Source organism: Acidovorax sp. GW821-FHT10A04, from assembly GCF_059415825.1.
The window spans coordinates 297,877-317,032 of record NZ_JBWKNZ010000008.1 but is presented as its reverse complement, the minus strand read 5'-3'; the positions used below and the strand labels follow the sequence as shown (position 1 = coordinate 317,032).

Annotated in this window: 22 protein-coding genes; 3 read left to right on the top strand and 19 right to left on the bottom strand. The window is 65.6% G+C overall.

The window, feature by feature from the left end:
• Window positions 1-34: 34 nt before the first annotated feature.
• Entirely contained in the window at window positions 35-397 is a 363-nt protein-coding gene (locus AC07PF_RS18980; protein WP_007853722.1) for a response regulator, read from the bottom strand.
• A 49-nt stretch (window positions 398-446) separates the two neighbouring features.
• Complete coding sequence (locus tag AC07PF_RS18975; protein ID WP_035203188.1) at window positions 447-893, bottom strand: hypothetical protein; 447 nt, start codon at window positions 891-893, stop codon at window positions 447-449.
• Between the two features lie 185 nt (window positions 894-1,078).
• Here AC07PF_RS18975 and AC07PF_RS18970 point away from each other — a divergent pair, with 185 nt between their 5' ends.
• A complete protein-coding gene (locus AC07PF_RS18970; protein ID WP_035203190.1) occupies window positions 1,079-2,197 on the top strand; it encodes a hybrid sensor histidine kinase/response regulator in 1,119 nt (372 codons plus the stop codon).
• Window positions 2,194-2,823, top strand: coding sequence for a response regulator (locus AC07PF_RS18965; protein WP_007853727.1), 630 nt, complete (start codon window positions 2,194-2,196; stop codon window positions 2,821-2,823). The genes AC07PF_RS18970 and AC07PF_RS18965 overlap by 4 nt, the downstream gene beginning before the upstream one ends.
• A gap of 107 nt (window positions 2,824-2,930) precedes the next feature.
• Here the strand turns inward: AC07PF_RS18965 and fliR are convergent, their stop codons facing one another.
• From fliR to fliF, 13 genes are all read right to left on the bottom strand, one after another.
• The gene (fliR, locus tag AC07PF_RS18960) at window positions 2,931-3,701 is read right to left on the bottom strand and encodes a flagellar biosynthetic protein FliR (RefSeq protein WP_007853729.1); all 771 of its coding nucleotides are present in this window, start codon (window positions 3,699-3,701) and stop codon (window positions 2,931-2,933) included.
• A gap of 14 nt (window positions 3,702-3,715) precedes the next feature.
• Entirely contained in the window at window positions 3,716-3,985 is a 270-nt protein-coding gene (gene fliQ, locus AC07PF_RS18955; RefSeq protein WP_007853732.1) for a flagellar biosynthesis protein FliQ, read from the bottom strand.
• 16 nt (window positions 3,986-4,001) lie between these two features.
• On the bottom strand, window positions 4,002-4,805 hold the full coding sequence (gene fliP, locus AC07PF_RS18950; protein ID WP_494612857.1) for a flagellar type III secretion system pore protein FliP: 804 nt from the start codon (window positions 4,803-4,805) through the stop codon (window positions 4,002-4,004).
• Window positions 4,798-5,163, bottom strand: a complete 366-nt coding sequence (locus AC07PF_RS18945) for a FliO/MopB family protein (RefSeq protein ID WP_035203196.1) — start codon at window positions 5,161-5,163, stop codon at window positions 4,798-4,800. Before AC07PF_RS18945 ends, fliP begins: the two co-directional genes overlap by 8 nt.
• 19 nt (window positions 5,164-5,182) lie before the next feature.
• Window positions 5,183-5,623 carry a flagellar motor switch protein FliN gene (fliN, locus tag AC07PF_RS18940; RefSeq protein ID WP_007853744.1) on the bottom strand — a complete coding sequence of 147 codons (441 nt, stop codon included), beginning with the start codon at window positions 5,621-5,623 and terminating at the stop codon, window positions 5,183-5,185.
• Window positions 5,613-6,617 (bottom strand): flagellar motor switch protein FliM, encoded by a 1,005-nt coding sequence (fliM, locus tag AC07PF_RS18935; protein ID WP_007853747.1) that lies wholly within the window; start codon window positions 6,615-6,617, stop codon window positions 5,613-5,615. Before fliM ends, fliN begins: the two co-directional genes overlap by 11 nt.
• A gap of 18 nt (window positions 6,618-6,635) precedes the next feature.
• Entirely contained in the window at window positions 6,636-7,211 is a 576-nt protein-coding gene (locus AC07PF_RS18930; protein ID WP_494612856.1) for a flagellar basal body-associated FliL family protein, read from the bottom strand.
• A 199-nt stretch (window positions 7,212-7,410) separates the two neighbouring features.
• The gene (locus tag AC07PF_RS18925; RefSeq protein ID WP_494612855.1) at window positions 7,411-8,775 is read right to left on the bottom strand and encodes a flagellar hook-length control protein FliK; all 1,365 of its coding nucleotides are present in this window, start codon (window positions 8,773-8,775) and stop codon (window positions 7,411-7,413) included.
• Window positions 8,776-8,791: 16 nt separating this feature from the next.
• Window positions 8,792-9,241: a flagellar export protein FliJ gene (gene fliJ, locus AC07PF_RS18920; protein WP_145697204.1), complete on the bottom strand. Its 450-nt coding sequence runs from the start codon at window positions 9,239-9,241 to the stop codon at window positions 8,792-8,794.
• A gap of 18 nt (window positions 9,242-9,259) precedes the next feature.
• Window positions 9,260-10,618: a flagellar protein export ATPase FliI gene (fliI, locus tag AC07PF_RS18915; protein WP_494612864.1), complete on the bottom strand. Its 1,359-nt coding sequence runs from the start codon at window positions 10,616-10,618 to the stop codon at window positions 9,260-9,262.
• Window positions 10,619-10,649: 31 nt separating this feature from the next.
• On the bottom strand, window positions 10,650-11,381 hold the full coding sequence (locus AC07PF_RS18910; protein ID WP_007853759.1) for a FliH/SctL family protein: 732 nt from the start codon (window positions 11,379-11,381) through the stop codon (window positions 10,650-10,652).
• Window positions 11,368-12,363 (bottom strand): flagellar motor switch protein FliG, encoded by a 996-nt coding sequence (gene fliG, locus AC07PF_RS18905; protein ID WP_007853762.1) that lies wholly within the window; start codon window positions 12,361-12,363, stop codon window positions 11,368-11,370. The genes AC07PF_RS18910 and fliG overlap by 14 nt, the downstream gene beginning before the upstream one ends.
• 32 nt (window positions 12,364-12,395) lie before the next feature.
• On the bottom strand, window positions 12,396-14,102 hold the full coding sequence (gene fliF / locus AC07PF_RS18900) for a flagellar basal-body MS-ring/collar protein FliF (protein ID WP_145697202.1): 1,707 nt from the start codon (window positions 14,100-14,102) through the stop codon (window positions 12,396-12,398).
• Window positions 14,103-14,277: 175 nt separating this feature from the next.
• Here fliF and fliE point away from each other — a divergent pair, with 175 nt between their 5' ends.
• Window positions 14,278-14,589 (top strand): flagellar hook-basal body complex protein FliE, encoded by a 312-nt coding sequence (gene fliE, locus AC07PF_RS18895; protein ID WP_007853768.1) that lies wholly within the window; start codon window positions 14,278-14,280, stop codon window positions 14,587-14,589.
• A gap of 448 nt (window positions 14,590-15,037) precedes the next feature.
• Here the strand turns inward: fliE and AC07PF_RS18890 are convergent, their stop codons facing one another.
• The 4 genes from AC07PF_RS18890 to AC07PF_RS18875 all read right to left on the bottom strand — a co-directional run bounded on the left by AC07PF_RS18890 (window position 15,038) and on the right by AC07PF_RS18875 (window position 19,044).
• Entirely contained in the window at window positions 15,038-15,337 is a 300-nt protein-coding gene (locus AC07PF_RS18890; protein ID WP_007860919.1) for a flagellar protein FliT, read from the bottom strand.
• A 3-nt stretch (window positions 15,338-15,340) separates the two neighbouring features.
• Window positions 15,341-15,799 carry a flagellar export chaperone FliS gene (gene fliS / locus AC07PF_RS18885; RefSeq protein WP_145697201.1) on the bottom strand — a complete coding sequence of 153 codons (459 nt, stop codon included), beginning with the start codon at window positions 15,797-15,799 and terminating at the stop codon, window positions 15,341-15,343.
• 65 nt (window positions 15,800-15,864) lie between these two features.
• Complete coding sequence (gene fliD / locus AC07PF_RS18880) at window positions 15,865-17,295, bottom strand: flagellar filament capping protein FliD (RefSeq protein ID WP_494612854.1); 1,431 nt, start codon at window positions 17,293-17,295, stop codon at window positions 15,865-15,867.
• Between the two features lie 237 nt (window positions 17,296-17,532).
• Entirely contained in the window at window positions 17,533-19,044 is a 1,512-nt protein-coding gene (locus tag AC07PF_RS18875; RefSeq protein ID WP_494612853.1) for a flagellin N-terminal helical domain-containing protein, read from the bottom strand.
• Window positions 19,045-19,156 lie beyond the last annotated feature (112 nt).

Below are 19,156 nucleotides of genomic sequence, written 5' to 3'. Positions count from 1 at the left end.
CTCCTTTATACGTGGTGGCGCCCGTGCACCCGTTTCAACGGATCACCTTCTGGATGACTTCGATCAAGCGGTTGGGATCGAACGGCTTGACCAGCCAACCGGTGGCACCGGCCGAGCGTCCCGCCTGCTTCATCTGGTCACTCGATTCGGTGGTCAGGATCAGGATGGGGATGGTCTTGAACTTGGGGTGCTCGCGCAGCTTGCGCGTGAGGCCTATGCCATCGAGCCGGGGCATGTTCTGGTCGGCCAGCACCAGGTGGATGTCGTGGCTCTCGGCCTTTTCCAGGGCATCTTGCCCATCCACCGCCTCCACCACGTGGTAACCCGCACCGGTGAGGGTGAAGGACACCATTTTCCGCATGGACGGTGAATCATCTACGGCAAGTATCGATTGCATTTAGGACTCCAACTGACTTGAATATATAGGTGAACCAGCGATGCCAACTTCAAAATAGATCAATGGAACCGGCATCCATCTCGCTTTGCGTGACGGGATTGGGCCGGTCCGGCGCCATTTCGGCAAACGGCGCCGCCTCCTCGCCCTCGTCGTGCCCCATGGCCTCGGAGGCCAGCCGGAACGCACAGCCCTGCAGCACCTTGGTGGTATGCCAGATGAGCTGCGACGCCATGTCCTGGAACTGCAGTTCGGTGACGGCACTGCGCAGGGCATCACGCGCGGCCGCCAGCTCGGGCGAATCCGCCACGAAGGCATCGTTCAGTACCGCATTGGCCTCGCCAAAGCGCTCCAGCAGGTTGTCCGTGGCATGGTTCAACAAGCCTTCCAGGCGGTGCAGATCGTGCATGACGACCAGCAGGGAATCCTGCAGTTCTGCTGCCACCATGACCGGAACCTGAACTGCCGGCCCAGTTGACGTTGATAGCGTAGATTGCATTGTTTCTCCATAGCAACAAGCAGACCAGGGTCAGGGCCCCTGTAACAGGCAACCCGCGCTGGCAGACCCCGCCAACCCTTGCAAAAACCCCGACATTGCGTTCTATTGGACGATAGCCTTCTCACCCACCCTACCGGGACAAACACCCTTGTTTGTTCCAATTTGTATCCTATGATAGCGCTCATATGGTCATGACAGTAGCAGGCCAGCCCTTACGCCTCCTGCACCTGGAGGATTCGCTGGCAGACCATGTTCTGGCCAAGCTCACTTTGCAGCGTGCCAAGCTGCATTGCACGCTCCAGCAGGTCGACACCCTGCAGGATTTCTGCGATCGCACCACCCACGAGTCCTTCGATTTGATCCTTGCGGACTACAGACTGCAAGGATTCACTGCGCTCGATGCGTGGGAGCATGTGGCTAAATTAGCAACACCTGTACCATTTGTGTTGTTATCCGGGGCCATTGGCGAGGCCGCCGCCGTGGATGCCATGCGCCTGGGTTTCTCCGACTACCTGCTCAAGGACGACATTTCCCGCCTGCCGCACGTGGTCACCCGGGCCATCGAGGTGCACCAGGCGCGCCAGGACCGCGAGCGCGCCGTGGCCGAACTGGCAGCCTCCCAGCAGCGCCTGGCGGAACTCACCGAGCACCTGCAGACCTCCATCGAACAGGAGCGCGCTTCCATCGCGCGCGAGATCCACGACGACATCGGCGGCTCGCTGACCGCCGTGCGCGTGGACCTGGCCTGGATCGGCCGGCATGCACAGGACCCGGCGACGCAGGGCCACCTCGCCAGCGCCTCGGACATGTTGCAACACGCCATCGGTGCCAGCCAGCGCATCATGATGAACCTGCGCCCGCCGATCCTGGAGCAGGGGCTGGTGGCGGCCGTGCAGTGGCTGGCCGCGGGTTTCGAGCGCCGGTGCGCGGTGCGCACACAGGTCACGGCCAGCGGCGAGGCGATCGACGTGCCCAGCGACATCCGGCTGGTGGCCTACCGCACCGCACAGGAGGCGCTGACCAACATCGCCAAATACGCCCAGGCCGGCAAGGTGCATATCGACCTGTCCGACCATGAGGGGGTGCTGACCGTGGAGATCGCCGATGATGGCTGTGGCTTCGACGTCGCGCAGTTGGCGGACAAGCCCAAGGCCTTCGGGATCAAGGGCCTGCACGAGCGGGCCCGCACCGTGGGGGGCTGGCTCGATGTCAGCACCCAGCCGGGCAAGGGAACCTGCCTCACACTGTCGATACCGCTGGCCGCCCCATCGGACCAGCCCGCCAACCCAGGAGATGTCTGGTGATCAACGTCGTTTTGTGCGATGACCATGCCGTGCTCAGACGCGGCATCCGCGACACCCTCACCGAGGCCACCGACATCAAGGTGACCGGGGAGGCCGGCGGCTACGCCGAGCTGCGCGAGGTGCTGCGCACGGCCCCCTGCGACGTGCTGCTGCTGGACCTGAACATGCCCGGCCGCGGCGGCCTGGAGGTGCTGGCCACCCTGCGCGAAACGCACTCCACCATCAAGGTGCTGGTGGTATCGATGTACCCCGAAGACCAGTACGCACTGCGCTGCCTGAAGGCCGGTGCCCAGGGCTATGCCAACAAGGCATCCGACCCGGTGGAGCTGATCAACGCGGTGCGCGTGGTGATGCAGGGCCGCAAGTACCTGACGGCCGAGGTGGCGCAGATGCTGGCCGAAAGCCTGGCCCAGCCGGTGCTGGAGAGCCCCCACGCCACGCTGTCCGAGCGCGAATTGCAGACGCTGATCAAGATCGCCTCGGGCCGGCGCCTGGCCGACATCGCCGAGGAGCTGATGCTCAGTCCCAAGACCGTGAGCGTCTACCGCTCGCGCGTGCTCGAAAAGCTCAAGCTCTCCAACAACGCCGAACTCACGGTCTACGCCATCCGCAATGAGTTGGTATGACCCCCTGAAGGGAGACGCCACCCCTGGCCTGACAAAGCCAGTTCCACGGTGGCACTGGCTTGTGGCATGCCTGCGTTACCGGCGGAGCCTCTTGGCAGCAGCGGCCGCTACCGCTGGCTGGAGAACAGGTCGATGGACTGCTGCATCAGCGTGAGGATGGGCTGCTCCAGCATGGGCAGGGTGGCGGCGATGCCCAGCAGGCCCACGGTGAGCGTGACCGGGAAGCCCACCGCATAGATGTTCATCTGCGGCGCCACGCGCGAGATGATGCCCATCGCCAGGTTGACGAACAGCAGCAGCGCGATCATGGGCAGGGCGATCCACAGGGCGCTGGAAAACAGCGAGCTGCCCAGCTCGTACAGGCGCATCTGGCCGATGGCCTGCAGGAAGTTGCCGTTCACGGGAAAGCGGTCGAAGCTCTTGACCACGGCCATGATGACCATCAGGTGGCCATTGATGACAATGAACAACAGCGTGGACATGTGCCCGAAGAAGCGCGCCACGGCACTCACCTGGCCATTGCTGGCGGGGTCGAAGAACGATGCGAAGTTCAGGCCCATCTGCAGGCCGATCATTTCACCCGCCAGCTCCACCGAGGCGAACACCAGGCGCACCGAAAAACCGATGGCCAGGCCCACGGCCACCTGCTGGGCGACGGCACCCAGCGCCTCGCGCCCATTGATGTCGATCACTGGCTGGACGGGCAGCACGGCCTGGGCAGACACGGCCACGAAGAAGGCCAGCCCGATCTTCACGCGCATGGGAATCGCGCGCATGGAAAACACCGGCGCCACGGAGAACATTGCCAGCACCCGGATGAATGGCCACAGGATGGGTGATATCCAGGCCACCAGCTGGGCCTCGGTGAAGGTGATCACGCCAGCACCGGGGGCTAACCCACGACGGAGGGAATCGACTCGATGGTGCGGCGGATGTAGTCCACCAGGGTGCTGATCATCCAGGGCCCGGCGATCGCGAACACCACCATCGCGGCGATCAGCTTGGGCACGAAGGCCAGCGTCGCCTCATGGATCTGCGTCACGGCCTGGAAGATGCTGACCACCAGGCCCACGGCCATCACCACCCCGAGCACGGGCATGGCGATCATCAACAGCAGCGTCAGGGCGTCGCGCCCCATGGTGAGGACCATCTGCGAAGTCATGGCATTTCTCCTGGGTCTAGGTGGCAAAACTGGCGGCCAGCGAGCCAATCAGCAGGTTCCAGCCATCGGCCAGCACGAACAGCATGAGCTTGAACGGCAGCGCCACGAGCACCGGTGAGAGCATCATCATGCCCAGCGACATGAGGATGCTGGAGACCACCATGTCGATCACCAGGAAGGGGATGAAGATCATGAACCCGATCTGGAATGCGGACTTGAGCTCGCTGGTCACGAAGGCCGGCACCAGCACGCGAAACGGCGCGGTCTCGGCCGTCACCTCGGGGGCCAGCCGCGCCAGGCGTGCGAACAGCGCAAAGTCCGACTGCCGGGTCTGCTTGAGCATGAACTCGCGCATGGGCACCTCGGCCCGCTCCACCGCCTGCTCGAACGTGATGGCATTGGTGGTGTAGGGCACGTAGGCTTCCTGGTGCACGCGGTCGAACGTCGGCCCCATGACGAAGAAGGTCAGGAACAGCGACAGGCCGATGATCACCTGGTTGGGCGGCGCCGATTGCGTGCCCAGCGCCTGGCGCAGCAGCGACAGCACGATGACGATGCGCGTGAAACCCGTCATCAACAGCAGGATGGCCGGCAGGAAGGACAGTGCCGTGAAGAACAGCAGCGTCTGGATCGGCACGGAGTAGCTCGATCCACCGCTGCCGGAGCCGATCAGCACGGGCAGCGAACCTGGAGCCGGGGGCGTGGCGCCGGCCGTCTGCGCCAGTGCCGGCACCTGCCAGGCCAGGAGGGCGAGGGCCGCCAGCGCGGTCATCCACGCCGTGCCACGTGGCGGCGATGCGGGGCGCGCAGGCTCAGACATGCGGTTCCTTGCGCGCCTCGGCGGCCGCCATTTCGCGCGCGAAGGCGGACGCATCGGGCACCACCGCAGGCAAAGCGGCCGACGCAGCGGCGGCGGTGGCGGGCGCCGCCAGCACATGCAGGCAACTGACCTGCTGCGCCGTGACACCGAGCACCAGCCAGGTGCGCGCGCCTTCGGGGCCGACCTCGACAGTGACCACGCGCTGCTGGGGCCCCACGGCCACTGCGGACAGCACGCGCGATGCGGCACCGGCCGGCAGGCCGCCGGCGGCATGGTGCTGCTGCAGGCGCTTGATGAGCCAGGGCAGGCAGGCCATGGCCCCCACGAACAGGACGACGATGACCAGCGTCTGGGTCATCCCCATGGCGTTGCCCCCATCAGCCACGGCTCACGCGCCGCAGTCGCTCCGAGGGCGTCACCACATCGGTCAGGCGGATACCGAACTTGTCGTTCACCACCACCACCTCGCCCTGGGCGATCAGGTAACCGTTGACGAGCACGTCCATGGGTTCGCCGGCCAGCGCATCGAGTTCGACCACCGAGCCCTGCGCCAGTTGCAGGATGTACTTGATCGGCACCTTGGTGCGCCCCAGCTCCACCGACAGCTGGACAGGAATGTCCAGCACCATGTTGATGTCGTTGACGGTGCCATCGCTGTTGCTCGACGAGGACGGGCGCACCGCCTCGCCGGACAGGGGGCCACCCTGCTCCGCATCGCCGGGCTTGTCGTCCGCGCTCTTTTGCTCCTCGAGCGCCTCGGCCCAGCCTGCAAACGGGTCCTCGGCCGCGCCGTCCTTGTTGTCTTCTTCAGTTGACATCTTTTTCTCCCAGCCAGCTCATGTCCGAATTGCGCAAACACTCTTCGATACGGATGGCATATTTCGAATTGTGGGTCCCATACTGGCACTCGAAGATGGGAACCCCCCCGATGGAGGCGCGGATGCGCGGCTCCCGGTCGAGCTCGATGAAATCACCGGGCTTCATCGCCAGCAGTTGCTCCACCGTGGCATCGGCCTTGGCCAGCTCGGCCACCAGCACCACCTCGGCCGCCTGGATCTCGCGTGTGAGCACCCGCACCCAGCGCCGGTCCACCTCGATGGAATCGCCCTGCGTCGAGGAGTACAGCACGTCCCGGATGGGCTCCAGCGTGGCGTAGGGCATGCAGATGTGGATGGCGCCAGACAGGTCGCCAATTTCCAGCTGGAATGCGGTGGACACCACGATCTCGCTGGGCGTGGCGATGTTGGCGAACTGCGGCTGCATCTCCGAGCGCTGGTAGTCGAGCTCCAGCGGGTAGATGCCCTGCCAGGCCTTCTTGTACTCGGCGCAGATCACATCGACCAGCCGGTTGATCACGCGCTGCTCGGTGGGCGAGAAATCACGCCCTTCGATGCGGGTCTGGAACTTTCCCACCCCGCCGTACAGCGTGTCGATGATGCCGAACACCAGGGATGGCTCGCAGACGATCAGGCCGCTGCCGCGCAGCGGGCGGATGGCGACGATGTTGAAGTTGGTCGGAACGGCCAGTTCGCGCAGGAAGGCGCTGTAGCGCTGCACCGACACGGTGCCCACCGAAATCTCGGGGCTGCGGCGGATGAAGTTGAACAGGCCGATGCGGAAATTGCGCGCAAACCGCTCGTTGACGATTTCCATCGTCGGCATGCGGCCGCGGACGATGCGCTCCTGGCTCGAGATGTCGTAGTTGCGTACGGACCCCGACTCGGCCACTTCCTCGACGGACTTCTGGCTCTCGCCAGTGACGCCTTCCAGAAGGGCATCAACCTCTTCCTGCGATAGGAATGAATCACTCATGGCAGGATTGTCCTTGCGTCACTGGATGATGAAGCTGGAGAAAAGAATGCCTTGTACCGGATTCCTCGGCGGCTTGCGCACCGGGCGGTCCTCTTCCTCGTCCTCCTCGGCCGATGCGGCACGCTTGGGGCGGTCGCGCGGCACGGTGAAGCCGAGCGGGCGCGAGACTTCGCGCAGGATGTCCTTGGCGAGCTTTTCCTTGCCCTCGCGGGCCAGCAGCTCCCCGGAGGTGCGTTGCGAGACCAGCAGCAGCACGCTGCTGCGGATGGATGGCAGGTAGAGCTTGATCTGTTCGGCCGTCTTGGCGTCGGTGACCTCGACGGTGATGCCGATCTGGGCAAACCGGTCGCCGCCCGGGTCGGCCAGGTTGACCACCATGTTCTCGAACGGCAGGAACGTGGGGGGTACCTTGGCGGTCTGGTGGGCCGGCTCCGCGGCGGCACCCTCCTCGTCCTCGGCCGGCTTTTTCTTGCCCAGCACGAAGAAGGCCGCAGCACCTGCGATGCCCAGCACGAGCACCAGCGCGATCACGATGATCAGCATCTTCTTGCTTTTGGGCTTCTCCTTGGCCGGAGCGGCAGCGTTGGCAGACACGTGGCAGGGTCCTTAGGTGGGATTCGGTGGTGGCATCGCGCCGGGAACGGCATTGCGCCAGCAGGCGCTTCCTATTGTGGCGCAGCTGCCCTCCCAATAATAGCCAGAATACACCCACGAACAGGGTGTTGACGTCGGCAATCGCCGTGCCAGCCTGGCATGGCGATTGCCGCTGCAGCCCGCCCTGGCTGCAGCGGCGTTACACGAAGACGTCTACGGCGCTGTTGCGCGTACCGCTGCCCGCCAGCCGCTGGCTGACATCCGTGGGGCCCGCCACCAGCACCTGGGCCTGCTGCCCCTCGCCCGAGCGGTTGCGCTGCTGCTCGCCATCGCCCGCCATGGCGCCCTGGCCTGCCGAGGTGCTCACGGTCATGCCCGACAGGACCAGGCCCTCGCCGCGCAGCAGTTCGCTGAGCTGCGCCATGCTCTGGTCCAGCATCTCGCGGGTGTGCTCCTGGTCGCTGCGGAAGGTGACATGGGCCTCGTTGCCGGACAGGGCCACGCTCACGGCCAGGGGCTGGCCGTCGCGGTTCAGGGTGAGCTCGGCATTCTGGGTCTTCTGGTTGGCCCAGTAGGTGACCTGCTCGGCCAGCAGCTCTTCAGCGCCGGTCTGCGCCAGTTCCTCGAAGCCGGGGGTGCCCGATGCACTGTCCACCGCGAAGGAGGGCTCGGTGCCGCCTTCGCCCAGGCCGCCCGAGCCGCCATGCCGGGATGATTCGCCGCCGCCCGCATCCGCACTGCGCGCACCGGGAACCGCCACGGCAGCCGAGGGATCCGGATTGACCAGCAAGGCGGCGTCCGCCCCGGGGGTACCGCCCTCGCCCGAACCGCGGTGCAGGCCGGGGCCGAACTCGCGCACCGTACTGGCCACCGCGCTGGACACCGTCGACAGATCGCCCGTGGATGCGGCCACCTGCCTGGCATCATCGCCCGCAGCGCGTGCCGACACGGCACCCACGCTACCCGCTGCGCCCAGGCCCGCATCGCTGGCACCACGCTGCAGGGCTGCGCTGTGCATGCGCGAGAACTGGCGCCCAAAGCCCAGTGTGGCCGTGGCCGGCTGCGAAGCATCCTGGAAACCGCCATCCAGCGCCGCGGTTTGCGACACCAGTCCGTCGGCGGCTGGCAGGCCCTGGCCCGCCAGCAGCTGCCCGGCAAGGGCCTGGGCAGCGCCTGCCGAATCAGCCAGCATGCTGGTGCCCCGCGCCACGCCGGTCTGCCCCAGCAGGCCGGCAGTGGTCATGCCCTCCGCGCCCGCCGTGTCGCCGCCCTGCCCCCTGAGTTGCTGGGCAGCACTGTCGCCCGCGACCAGCGCCTGCCAGCCGACCAGGGTGGAGGGATCGACGGTGGCCAGGGTGCCAGAGGCATCGGCAGCCCCCAGCGGGTCCCCGCCCTCGGCGAACTCCGGGTCCTGCGCGGCCAGCAACGCCAGGAAACTGTCTGGCTGTGCCGCAGCCCCGGCAGCATCGTCCGTGGCGCCCTTTTGCTGCGCATGGGCACGTGTGCGGGTGGTCTGCTGGGAAGACTGCGTTCCCTGGTTGGTGGATATGCGTGCCTGTTCCATGGTCAATTCTCCTGCCCTATCGGTCCTGAACCCTGCGGCTGTACTGCATCGCCGCACGTTCATCGGTTTGCTTCTGCTCCATGCGGGCCTGGGCCTGCTCCAGCTCGCGGCGCCGCTGCTCGACCACCTTGCGCAGGCTGGCCAGGCGGCGCTCGGCGTCCATCAGGCCGTGCCGTGCGTTCTCGACCCGTGCCGCCTGGTCACCCACCACGCCGGTCTGCAGGCCCGCCGCATGCCCCAGCCGGTCCATGAACTGGTAGTGGTGGTACATCACCTCGGGCTGCACGCGGGTGTCCTCCTGCATGCCCCAGCGCTGCTCCGTCTCGCGCGCATAGTCCTGCAGCTGGTTGAGCTGCGCCTGGGCCGCCTGCTGCACGGCCAGGGCTTCCTGCAGCACGTGGCGTGCCTCGTCCCGCTTGCGCGAGGCGATCTCCACGGCGACGATGAGGGCACTGAGGACGGACATGGCGCAGCCTTCGGATGCTTACTGGTCGAGCACGGACGCCATGGCGTTCACGCTCTGGTCCATGGTGGACGCCTCGAACATGTCCTGCTGCAGGAAGGCGGCCATCTGCGGTTGCAGGCGGATGGCTTCGTCCAGCGCGGGGTCGGATCCGCTCATGTAGGCCCCCACCTGTACCAGGTCGCGGCTCTTCTGGTAGCGCGAGTAGACGGCGCGAAAACGCCGTGCGACGTCAAAGTGGCCGCGCGAGACCACGTTGTGCATCACGCGCGACGCCGATTGCTCGATGTCGATGGCCGGGAAATGCCCGGACTCGGCCAGCGAGCGCGACAGCACGATGTGCCCGTCCAGGATGGCGCGCGCAGCGTCGGCAATCGGGTCCTGCTGGTCGTCGCCCTCAGAGAGCACGGTGTAGAAGGCAGTGATGGAGCCCACGCCATGCAGGCCGTTGCCGCTGCGCTCGACCAATGCGGGCAGCTTGGCAAAGCACGATGGCGGGTAGCCCTTGGTGGCCGGTGGCTCGCCGATGGCCAGCGCGATCTCGCGCTGGGCCATGGCATAGCGGGTCAGCGAGTCCATGAGCAGCAGCACATGCTTGCCCTTGTCGCGAAAATGCTCGGCCACGGCGGTGGCGTAGGCCGCACCCTGCATGCGCAGCAGCGGCGGCGCGTCGGCTGGTGCGGCCACCACGACGGAACGCGCACGGCCATCTTCGCCCAGGATGTCCTCGACGAACTCTTTGACCTCGCGGCCCCGCTCGCCGATGAGCCCCACCACGATCACGTCGGCCGCCGTGTAGCGGGCCATCATGCCCAGCAGCACGCTCTTGCCGACGCCCGAGCCGGCAAACAGGCCCAGGCGCTGGCCGCGGCCCACGGTGAGCAGCGAATTGATGGCGCGCACGCCGGTGTCCAGCGGCAGGCGCACCGGGTCGCGGTCCATGGCATTGATCTGGCGGCGGTCCATGGGCTCGGAGACCACGTCCTGCACCGGCCCCCCATGGTCCAGGGGCAGGCCCTGCGGATCGACCACCCGCCCCAGCAGACCGTCGCCCATGGGCAGGCGCAGCACGCCCGCCTTCGGGGAGGGCCGGGAGGCTTCGCCCAGGCGCGGGCTGGCGACATAAGGGGCGGCGGGCACCACGCTGGCGCCGCTGGACAGGCCGTGGATGTCGCCCGCAGGCATCAGAAAGGCCCGGTCGGCCGAGAACCCGACCACCTCGGCCAGCACCGGGGCATGGCCCGGCATCTGCACCATGCACTGCGAACCCACGGGCACGCGGATGCCGGCAGCCTCCAGCACCAGGCCGGTCAGCCGGGTCAGGGTGCCGCGCGTCTCCAGCGGCGCACGGTGGCGCACGCGCTCGCGCGCATCGTCCATGAATTGCGTCCAGGCATTGGAGGCGGGGGCATCAACGCTCATCGCCGCTCTCCTGCCAGGGCGATTCCAGCCCCAGCGAGGCGATGGCACGCTCCCAGCGCTTGTCCACGCTGCCATCGACCACCGTGCCACCCGACTCGACCAGGCATCCGCCGGCGGGCACGGACGCATCGGCCACCCATTGGATGCCAGCACCCATCTCGTCGCGCAGCGGCTGCTCCACGGCGCCCATGTCCGCAGGGTTCAGGCGCACCAGGGCAGGCCGCCCCTCGGCCACCAGCATGCCCACGGCCTCGCGGACCACGGGCTCGAGCACGTCGGGGCTGACCGACAGCTCCCGGCGCACGACTTCGCGGGCGATGTCGCAGGCCAGCGCCAGCACGTCCTGGGCCATGCGCTGCTGCAGGGCGGCCAGCGATTCCTCGAGGGAGCGCACGACGCCGGCAATGCTCTGGGACATCTCCTGCGCCTGGCCGGCCACGTAGTCGTCCATGCGCTGCTGCCATTCGAGCGCAGTGTCGGACTGGCCCTGTGCCAGGCCCTGGGAAAAAGCCGCATCGCAGGCCTGCTGCACCAATGCCAGTTGCGCAGCCTCCACCTCGGCCGGATCGGGCGGCGGGGGCTCCGGCTCGGGCAGCACCTCGGGTTCGGGCTCCACCGGCTCGGAGCCGTCCACGGCGCCGAACTTCCATTGCGTGACCACCCCCACCTCTTCGCTGGGGATGAAACGTGAATACGAGCGCTGGCTGTTAGACGAAGGCATCGTCGCCACCACCACCGATCACGATCTGGCCTTCGTCGGACAGGCGGCGGATCGTCTTGAGGATTTCCTTTTGCTGCGCTTCCACTTCGGAAAGCCGCATCGGGCCGCGCGATTCGAGGTCTTCGCGCAGCGCCTCGGCGGCACGCGAGGACATGTTGGACAGGAATTTTTCGCGCAGCTCGGGCACGGCGCCCTTGAGCGCGACGATGAGCGTCTCCGACGCCACTTCCTTGAGCACGGCCTGGATGGCGGTGTTGTCGAGCTTGAGCACGTCTTCGAAGACGAACATCTTGTCCATGATCTTCTGTGCCAGATCGGGGTCGTAGCCGCGGATGGACTCGATCACCACGGCATCCATGTTGGAGCCCAGCAGGTTGATGATCTCGGCCGCCGCCTTGACGCCGCCCAGCGAGCTCTTGCGGATCTTGTCGCCCCCGGCCAGCACCTTGAACAGCACTTCGTTGAGGTCCTTGAGCGCCGTGGGCTGGATGCCTTCGAGCGTGGCCACGCGCAGCAGGATTTCGCTGCGCTGGCGGTCGGTCAGGTGCATCAGGATGCCCGACGCCTGCTCGCTGTCCAGGTGCACCAGGATGGCCGCGACGATCTGGGGGTGCTCGTTGCGCAGCAGCTCGGCCACCGACAGCGGGTCCATCCACTTGAGGCTTTCGATGCCGGAAACGTCGCCGCCCTGCAGGATGCGGTCGATCAGCAGCGAGGCCTTGTCGTCGCCCAGGGCGCGCTTGAGCACGGCGCGCACGTAGTTGCCGGTGTCAGACACCAGCAGGCTCTGGGCCGCGGCGGCGTCGGCAAAGCGGTTGATGACGCTGTCCACCTTTTCGCGCGACACCGATTTCATGCGCGCGATGGTCTCACCCAGCTTCTGAACCTCTTTGGGCGAGAGGTGCTTGAACACCTCGGCCGCCTCCTCCTCGCCGAGGGACATCAGCATGATGGCGGCGTCGTTGAGACCTTGTTCATCCATGGGCTATCCAAGCATGTGAAGAGGCGACGGGGTCAGGCATTTTCGCCGTTCACCCAGGATTTGAGAATATTGGCGACGGCCACGGGGTTTTCCTTGGCCAGTACGCGGGCCTCTTCCAGACGCAATTGCTCTGGCGTGGCGACCACATTCTCTTCCTTCTTGCCCGGGGACGGCAAAGCCGGACGATCGGGCTGCTCTGCCTCGATGGCATCCAGCTGTCCGCCCGCCCTCGGCAGGTCGCCAGCCCTGGCCGCCTTGGGGTCTGCACCCTTGAGCGCCGGACGCACCAGGCCCAGCAGCACCATGGCAGCGAACAGCAGGGCACCCACCGGCCAGGCAAAGCTCTTGGCCACATCGATGACCTCTGGCTGCTTCCACAGCGGCACATCGTTCGACGCGGCGGCTTCCACCTGGAACGGCGTGTTCATGAGGTTCACGGAATCGCCCCGCTCGCCATTGAAACCAATGGTTTCACGCACCAGCGCCTTCATCTGCTCCAGTTGCTCGGGGGTGAGCGCCTTGGTGACGGTCTTGCCCTTTTCTTCGATTGAATGGTAGTTGACCACCACGGCGGCATTCAGGCGCTTGATGGCCCAGTTGTTGCCACGCGTGACCCGCACGGTCTTGTCCACTTCGTAGTTGGTGGTGGACTCGCGCTTGCTCGACGACTCTTCGGTGCCCTGCTGGGCGCCGGCCTGGGGTGCAGGATTGGCGCCGTTGATGGGTGCAGCCGAGGGTGCGGGTGGTTGATTGGCAACGGCACCCGGCACACCGGTCGCGGTTTTCTGGGCGGAGCCGGAGGTTTCCAGCATCTGCTGGCTGCGCACAGCCTTGGCGTCGGGGGTCTGGTTGGGGCGGAACTGCTCGGACGTGGACTCGGTGCGGCTGAAGTCCAGCTCGGCCGAGACCTGGGCCTTGACGTTGTTGCGGCCGACCACGGGCTCCAGGATCTCCTGGATGCGGCGCGTGAGCTGCTGCTCGATCTGTTGCACGTAGAGCAGTTGCTGCGCATCGACCGCATTCGCCGAGGTGCCGTCGGGCGACTGCGAGAGCAGCTTGCCCGTGTCGTCGAGCACGCTGACGGCCGAGGGCGCCAGTTCGGGCACGCTGGAGGCCACCAGGTGCACGATGCCGGCGAGCTGGGCCCGGTCCAGGATGCGGCCGGGGTGCAGGCTGATCAGCACCGAGGCCGAAGGCTTTTGCTGCTCTCGGAAGAAACCGTTCTGGTTGGGCAGCGCCAGGTGCACGCGGGCGCTCTGCACCGAGGACAGGGCCTGGATGGAGCGGGTCAGCTCGCCCTCCAGGCCGCGCTGGAAGTTCAGGCGTTCCTGGAACTGGGTCATGCCGAAGCGGTTGCTCTCCATCAGCTCGAAGCCGGTCACGGAGCCGCGGGGCAGGCCCTGGGTGGCCAGGCGCAGGCGCACGTCGTGCACCTTCTCGGCGGGAATGAGGATCGCACCGCCGCCTTCGGCGTACTTGTAGGGAACATTCATCGTGGTCAGCTGGGCCACGATGGCGCCGCCATCCTTGTCGTTCAGGTTGGCAAACAGGACGCGGTAGTCAGGCTGGCGGCCCAGCACGATGGCGGCGACCGCCATGGCCACGAGCAGCGCCACCCCCACACCCAGGCGCATGCGCTGGGCCCGGTCGAGGCTGGTCAACCGCTGCAGCCAGTTGGGACTGGGGCTGGCTGCGGGAGGTGCGAGCGGAGCGAGTGGGACTTCGGCAACTGCAGACATCGTGCTTTCCAATAGGTGGGGCCCGGCAACGGACCTTGGCGTGGGTTCGATTATTCGGCTCAAGTACCGGCCATGTTCTGCCGATAAGCCGCGCCTTTGACCATCTATTCCCCATGATGCACCCCGGGCGCCTGGCTACTATCACAGCATCCCCTAGCCCCCAATGGACACTGCCATGGACCTCCGCATACCCAGCTCCACCACCCCCATGACGGGTGCCGGCATGGCGCGCCGTGCCGCCATGCCGCAGGCCGAGGGCAACGACGTGGGCTTCTCGGGCGCGCTCAAGGGCGCCCTGCAGTCCGTGAGTGCCGCGCAGAACAAGTCGTCCGACCTGCAAAAGGAAGTCCAGCTGGAGAACCCCTCGGTCAGCCTGGAGGAGACCATGGTGGCCATCCAGAAGGCCCAGATCGGCTTCCAGGCTACGCTGCATGTGCGCAACCGCATGGTGCAGGCGTATACCGACATCATGAACATGCAGGTGTGAAGACCCCCTGAGGCGCTTCGCGTCTCGGTGTGTCCGCCAGAGGCGGCCACTCTTCGGGCACGTCCAAGCCTGCGCAGGCAGGCTTGGAGCCGCGGCCCTCAGCCCCTCTCTCATATTGCTTCGCAATCTGGGAGGGGGACGCCCCCAGCGCGGCGGGGCGGCCCTTGCACGGGGGCGCTGGCCTGGGGCGCGCCCGTTTCATGCGCCACGGGTAACCGATACACCCATATCTGCTTCTGATTTCGATTCAATTCCACTAGCCCAGCATCATTTGCCGCCTCGACAGGGTCATTAATCCTGCAGCGGCACTCCCCACCAAGCTCGCTCTGCCGCTGGCAGCAAAAAGCCACCGGCCGTCTTGCGACGTGCGGTGGCTTTTTTCTTCCCGGAGGGAAGCAGGACAGACGAAAGGAGGTCGCCGGCAGCGCCCTCCTTGCCTATACCCCGTTCAGTGCATCATCTGCGGCTGGCCTTCGAACAGGTGCTCGAACTGCGCCAGCCAGGGCTCTGCCAGGCAGCGGATCTGTGCATCGTTGCGCAGGATGCGCTGCATGATGCGGGTCTTCTCGCGGCGGTGCTCGGGCAGCAGCTCGTGCTCCTGGGACTTGAAGCGCAGTTGCTCGATCAGCACGGCGCAGGCGCCCTCGTAGCGCACCACGCCATCCCAATCCTTGAGCTTGGCGGCCTCCAGCATCTTGGCGCTGCTGTCTTCAATGGCTTTGTAGTAATCAATCAGCATGTGGGACATGGTTCATGCCTCCACCAGCACAGGCTGGCCCGAAGCGGTGGCATCGGCCGATGGGGCCATGCCGTTGTTGTTCTTCTTGATCTCGTTCCAACCGAGCGCAACCGGCTCGATCAGGCGCATCACTTCCTGCATCATGGCGTCGTCGTTGCGGGCATTGGCCAGGATCAGCCGGCGCACGCAGTAGTCGTACAGGGCACCCAGGTTCTGCGCCAGTTCACCACCATCGACCGTGTCCAGCGCCGTGCTCAGGCCTTCTTCGATGATGCGCACCGCCTTGGAGACGGCATTGCACTTGCCGACGATGTCACCACGCGCCATGGCGCCGCGCGCCGTGGCGATGGCCCCCAGAGCACCCTCATACAGCAGGCTGACCAGCTGGTGCTGGTCAATCGTGTGCATGCTGGTTTCCACATTGATGCGCTGGTAGGCGTTGGCTGCACGGGGGTTGTGGGCGCTGAACATGGGGTGGTCCTTACGGTGTGATGCTTTATTTATCGGCTGGCGCCGAAAAAACTGAAGGCTTTCCGTCAGGTCGACTTGTTCCAGGCGGTCACCTGCTGCGCGATGTAGGCATTCAAGCCATTGAGCGAAGCCATCTGCTTGTCCAGCGCGTTGTAGCGGGCGGTGATGCGCTTCTCGAACGCATCCACCTTGTCATTCACCGTGGCCTGGTCCTTGGCATTGCGCTTGAGCGACAGCTGCAGCGTATCGTCCTTGGACTTGAAGAACCCATCGGCGGACAGCAGGTTGGTGGTGACGGCCTTGATCTTCACGGCAATGCCCTCTGCAGAGCCGCTGCCGGTGTTGCGGAACAGGTTCTTCAGGTCGTCCGGATTTTCCGTCAAGGCCTTGTTGAACTTGGTGGAGTCCAGAGCAAGGTCACCACCGAGCTGCTGGGTCAGGCCGATGTCGGCCAGGCGCTTGAAAGCGCCGCCTCCCGAGGTGACCGACTGGATGGCATTGCGCAGGGTATTTTGCAAGGCAATGGCCGTCGAGTCGCCTTGCAACAAGCCGGCCGCATTGGTTTTCGCGTCGTACTTGGTGGCATCCTGCATCAACTGGTTGATGGCGTTGTAGGCCTTGACGAATTCGTCGACGTTGGTCTTGACGGCCGCGGTGTCCTTGCCGACCGTGATGTCGATGGGAGCGGTCGTGATCTGCTCGGCCTTGAAGGTCACCCCCGATATCGTGGTGGCGAAGGTATTCGTGGCGGACGACACCGCGATGCCATTGACCGTGGCCTTGGCGTTGAGCGCCGCCTGCGTCGTCGTGCTGCCCGCGACCAGACGGGACAGACCCGTGGCATCGGTATTGCCGGCGCTGGCGATGTCGGTATCGCCCCCTTCCATGACGCTCAGGCGGAAGCCGAACTCCTCGCCCGTGCTCTTGCTGCGCAGCAGCAGGCGCTCACCCGAAGCATCGGACAGTATCGAGGCCGTCACCCCGGCCGTGCTTCCATTGATCTTGCTCGCCACATCCGTCAGCTTGTCGCTGGCGCTGATGGAGATATCGACAGGCTGGCCGCTGCCGGGCGTGAAGGAGGCAGGAGCCACACTCCACTTGCCGAGCTCCAGGCGCAGGGTGCCGGCACCCAGGGCACCGCCCACCGGCAGGAGTGCGGCCGACGCGGTGGCCTGCGCCTTGGCAAGGCCCTGCACTTCCACGCTGAAGGTGGTGGGCAAGGTGCCGCCGATCGCGGTGGCCGACACGAATTTGGAATCCGAGGAGGTCGTGGTGACCCCGTTCCAGCCGGTCACGCTGGTGAGCTTGCCGGCCGCATCGGCCAGCGTGGAGACCAGCGACTTGATCTGGCCGTAGGCGGAGATCTTGGTGTTGACCGTGGCCGCCTGCAACTTCAGCGTATCGAGGGGCTTTTTTTCCAGCGTGACCAACTGGGAGATGATGCTCTTGACATCAAGTCCATTGGTACCGACCCCTGGGGATGAAATGGTTGCCATACAAACCTCCTGAACTGTCCAAAGGAAATTATGGAGCCAATCCCGCGCCAGTAACGTCCTTATTCACACCAGGAAACCCGCCAATTCCAGCGCTCCTGGTACGCGCTGTTTCCAGAAGTCCCCTGCACCTGTGCTTGCGGTCGGTACAGGAGGGCCTCAAGGTGAAAAGGCGGCGACAGGAAAACTGTCGCCGCCGATGCACCAGGGTCTTCTCAGACCCTGCCAGCCATTGTGCGCTTAACGCAGCAGGGCCAGCACACCTTGTGGCAACTGGTTGGCCTGGGCCACCATGGCCGTACCAGCCTGCTGCAGGATCTGCGAGCGCGACAGGTTGGCGGTTTCTGCCGCGAAGTCAGCGTCCAGAATGCGCGAGCGGGAAGAAGACAAGTTCTCCGACGTCACTTGCAGGTTGGCGATCGAGGTTTCAAAGCGCGATTGCAAGGCACCGAGCTTGGCGCGTTCGCCGTTGATGTAGGCCAGGCCGGAGTCCACCGTCTTCAGGGCTTCGGTGGCCTTCTTGAACGTGGTCACGTCCAGGTTCGCCACTTCCTGCAGGTCGGAAGCCGAGTTGGCAGGCGTTGCCGTGCTGAAGGCGTTGGTCGTGGTGGCGACCGTCGAGAAGGACTTGTCGGAATCCAGCACCACGTAGCCGCTGACCGTCGAGGCGTCCGCACCGGAGGCTGCCGCCAGGGTGTCGACAGCGCCAATCGCCGTGCCATCCGCCTGCAGCTTCTGGATGTTCACCGCACCCGCGTTCGCGCCGGAAGTGGCACCCTTGGCAATGCCGATGTCCTGGCCGGTGGCGCTGGTCAGGATCACGCCATCGTTGGTGGCATTCAGCGAAGCCGTGATACCCGTCTTGGAAGACTGCTCATTGATGGCGGACACCGCGTTCGACAGGCCATCGGCCGTGTTGAGCGCCGTCACGTTGAAAGAGACGGACTGGCCCAGGGCTGGCGAAGTGGGGGCATTGTCACCACGCAGCTCGAACGTGTAGGCACCAACGGACGAGAAAGACAGTTGCACTTCGGTCCGTGCCGAGGCCGTGACACCCGTGTTCGCGGTCTGCAGGTTGATGTTGTCGGCCATCGCCTTGGCGGTGTCGTTGGCGGCGATGGTGATGTTCTTGGAACCCAGGGCGCCGTTCACGGCCAACGTACCGGCGGTGACACCATTGGAGCCCCAGCTGGTGGCACTGGCACCGCTGCCGGCACCGTTGGCCGAGGTGTTCTGGTTGTTGCCGTAAACACTGGTGCGCAGGTTGGCCGTGGCAGCGACGATGGTCTGGTTGGCGTTGGCACCGACCTGGAACTGCTGCGTACCGAACGAGCCGTTGAGCAGCTTGGCACCGTTGAACTCGGTGGTTTGCGAGATGCGGTCCAGTTCGCTGACCAGTTGGCCCACTTCCTGTTGCAGGGCCTGGCGGTCGCCGGCGCTGTTGGAGGCGTTGGCCGATTGCACTGCCAGTTCACGCACACGCTGCAGGATGTCGCCAGAAGCCTTCAGGGCGCCTTCAGCCGTTTGCGCCAGGGAGATACCGTCGTTCGCATTGCGAACCGCCTGGTTGAGACCACGGATCTGGCTGGTGAAACGCTCGGAAATGGCCAGGCCGGCGGCGTCGTCCTTGGCGCTGTTGATGCGCAGGCCCGACGACAGGCGCTGGATGGAGGTGTTGAGCGAAGTTTGGCTCATGCCCAGATTGCGCTGGGCCGTCAGGGAGGCGACGTTGGTGTTGATGGTGGATGCCATGGCAAATCTCCTGAAAAGAACTGACTGAAATGGCGTTGCCGCCAACCTGGTGCCAGGCAAGGCACCCGGCTATACGGTCCACAGTGCCGACATGGCCTTCTGGTGAACGGCG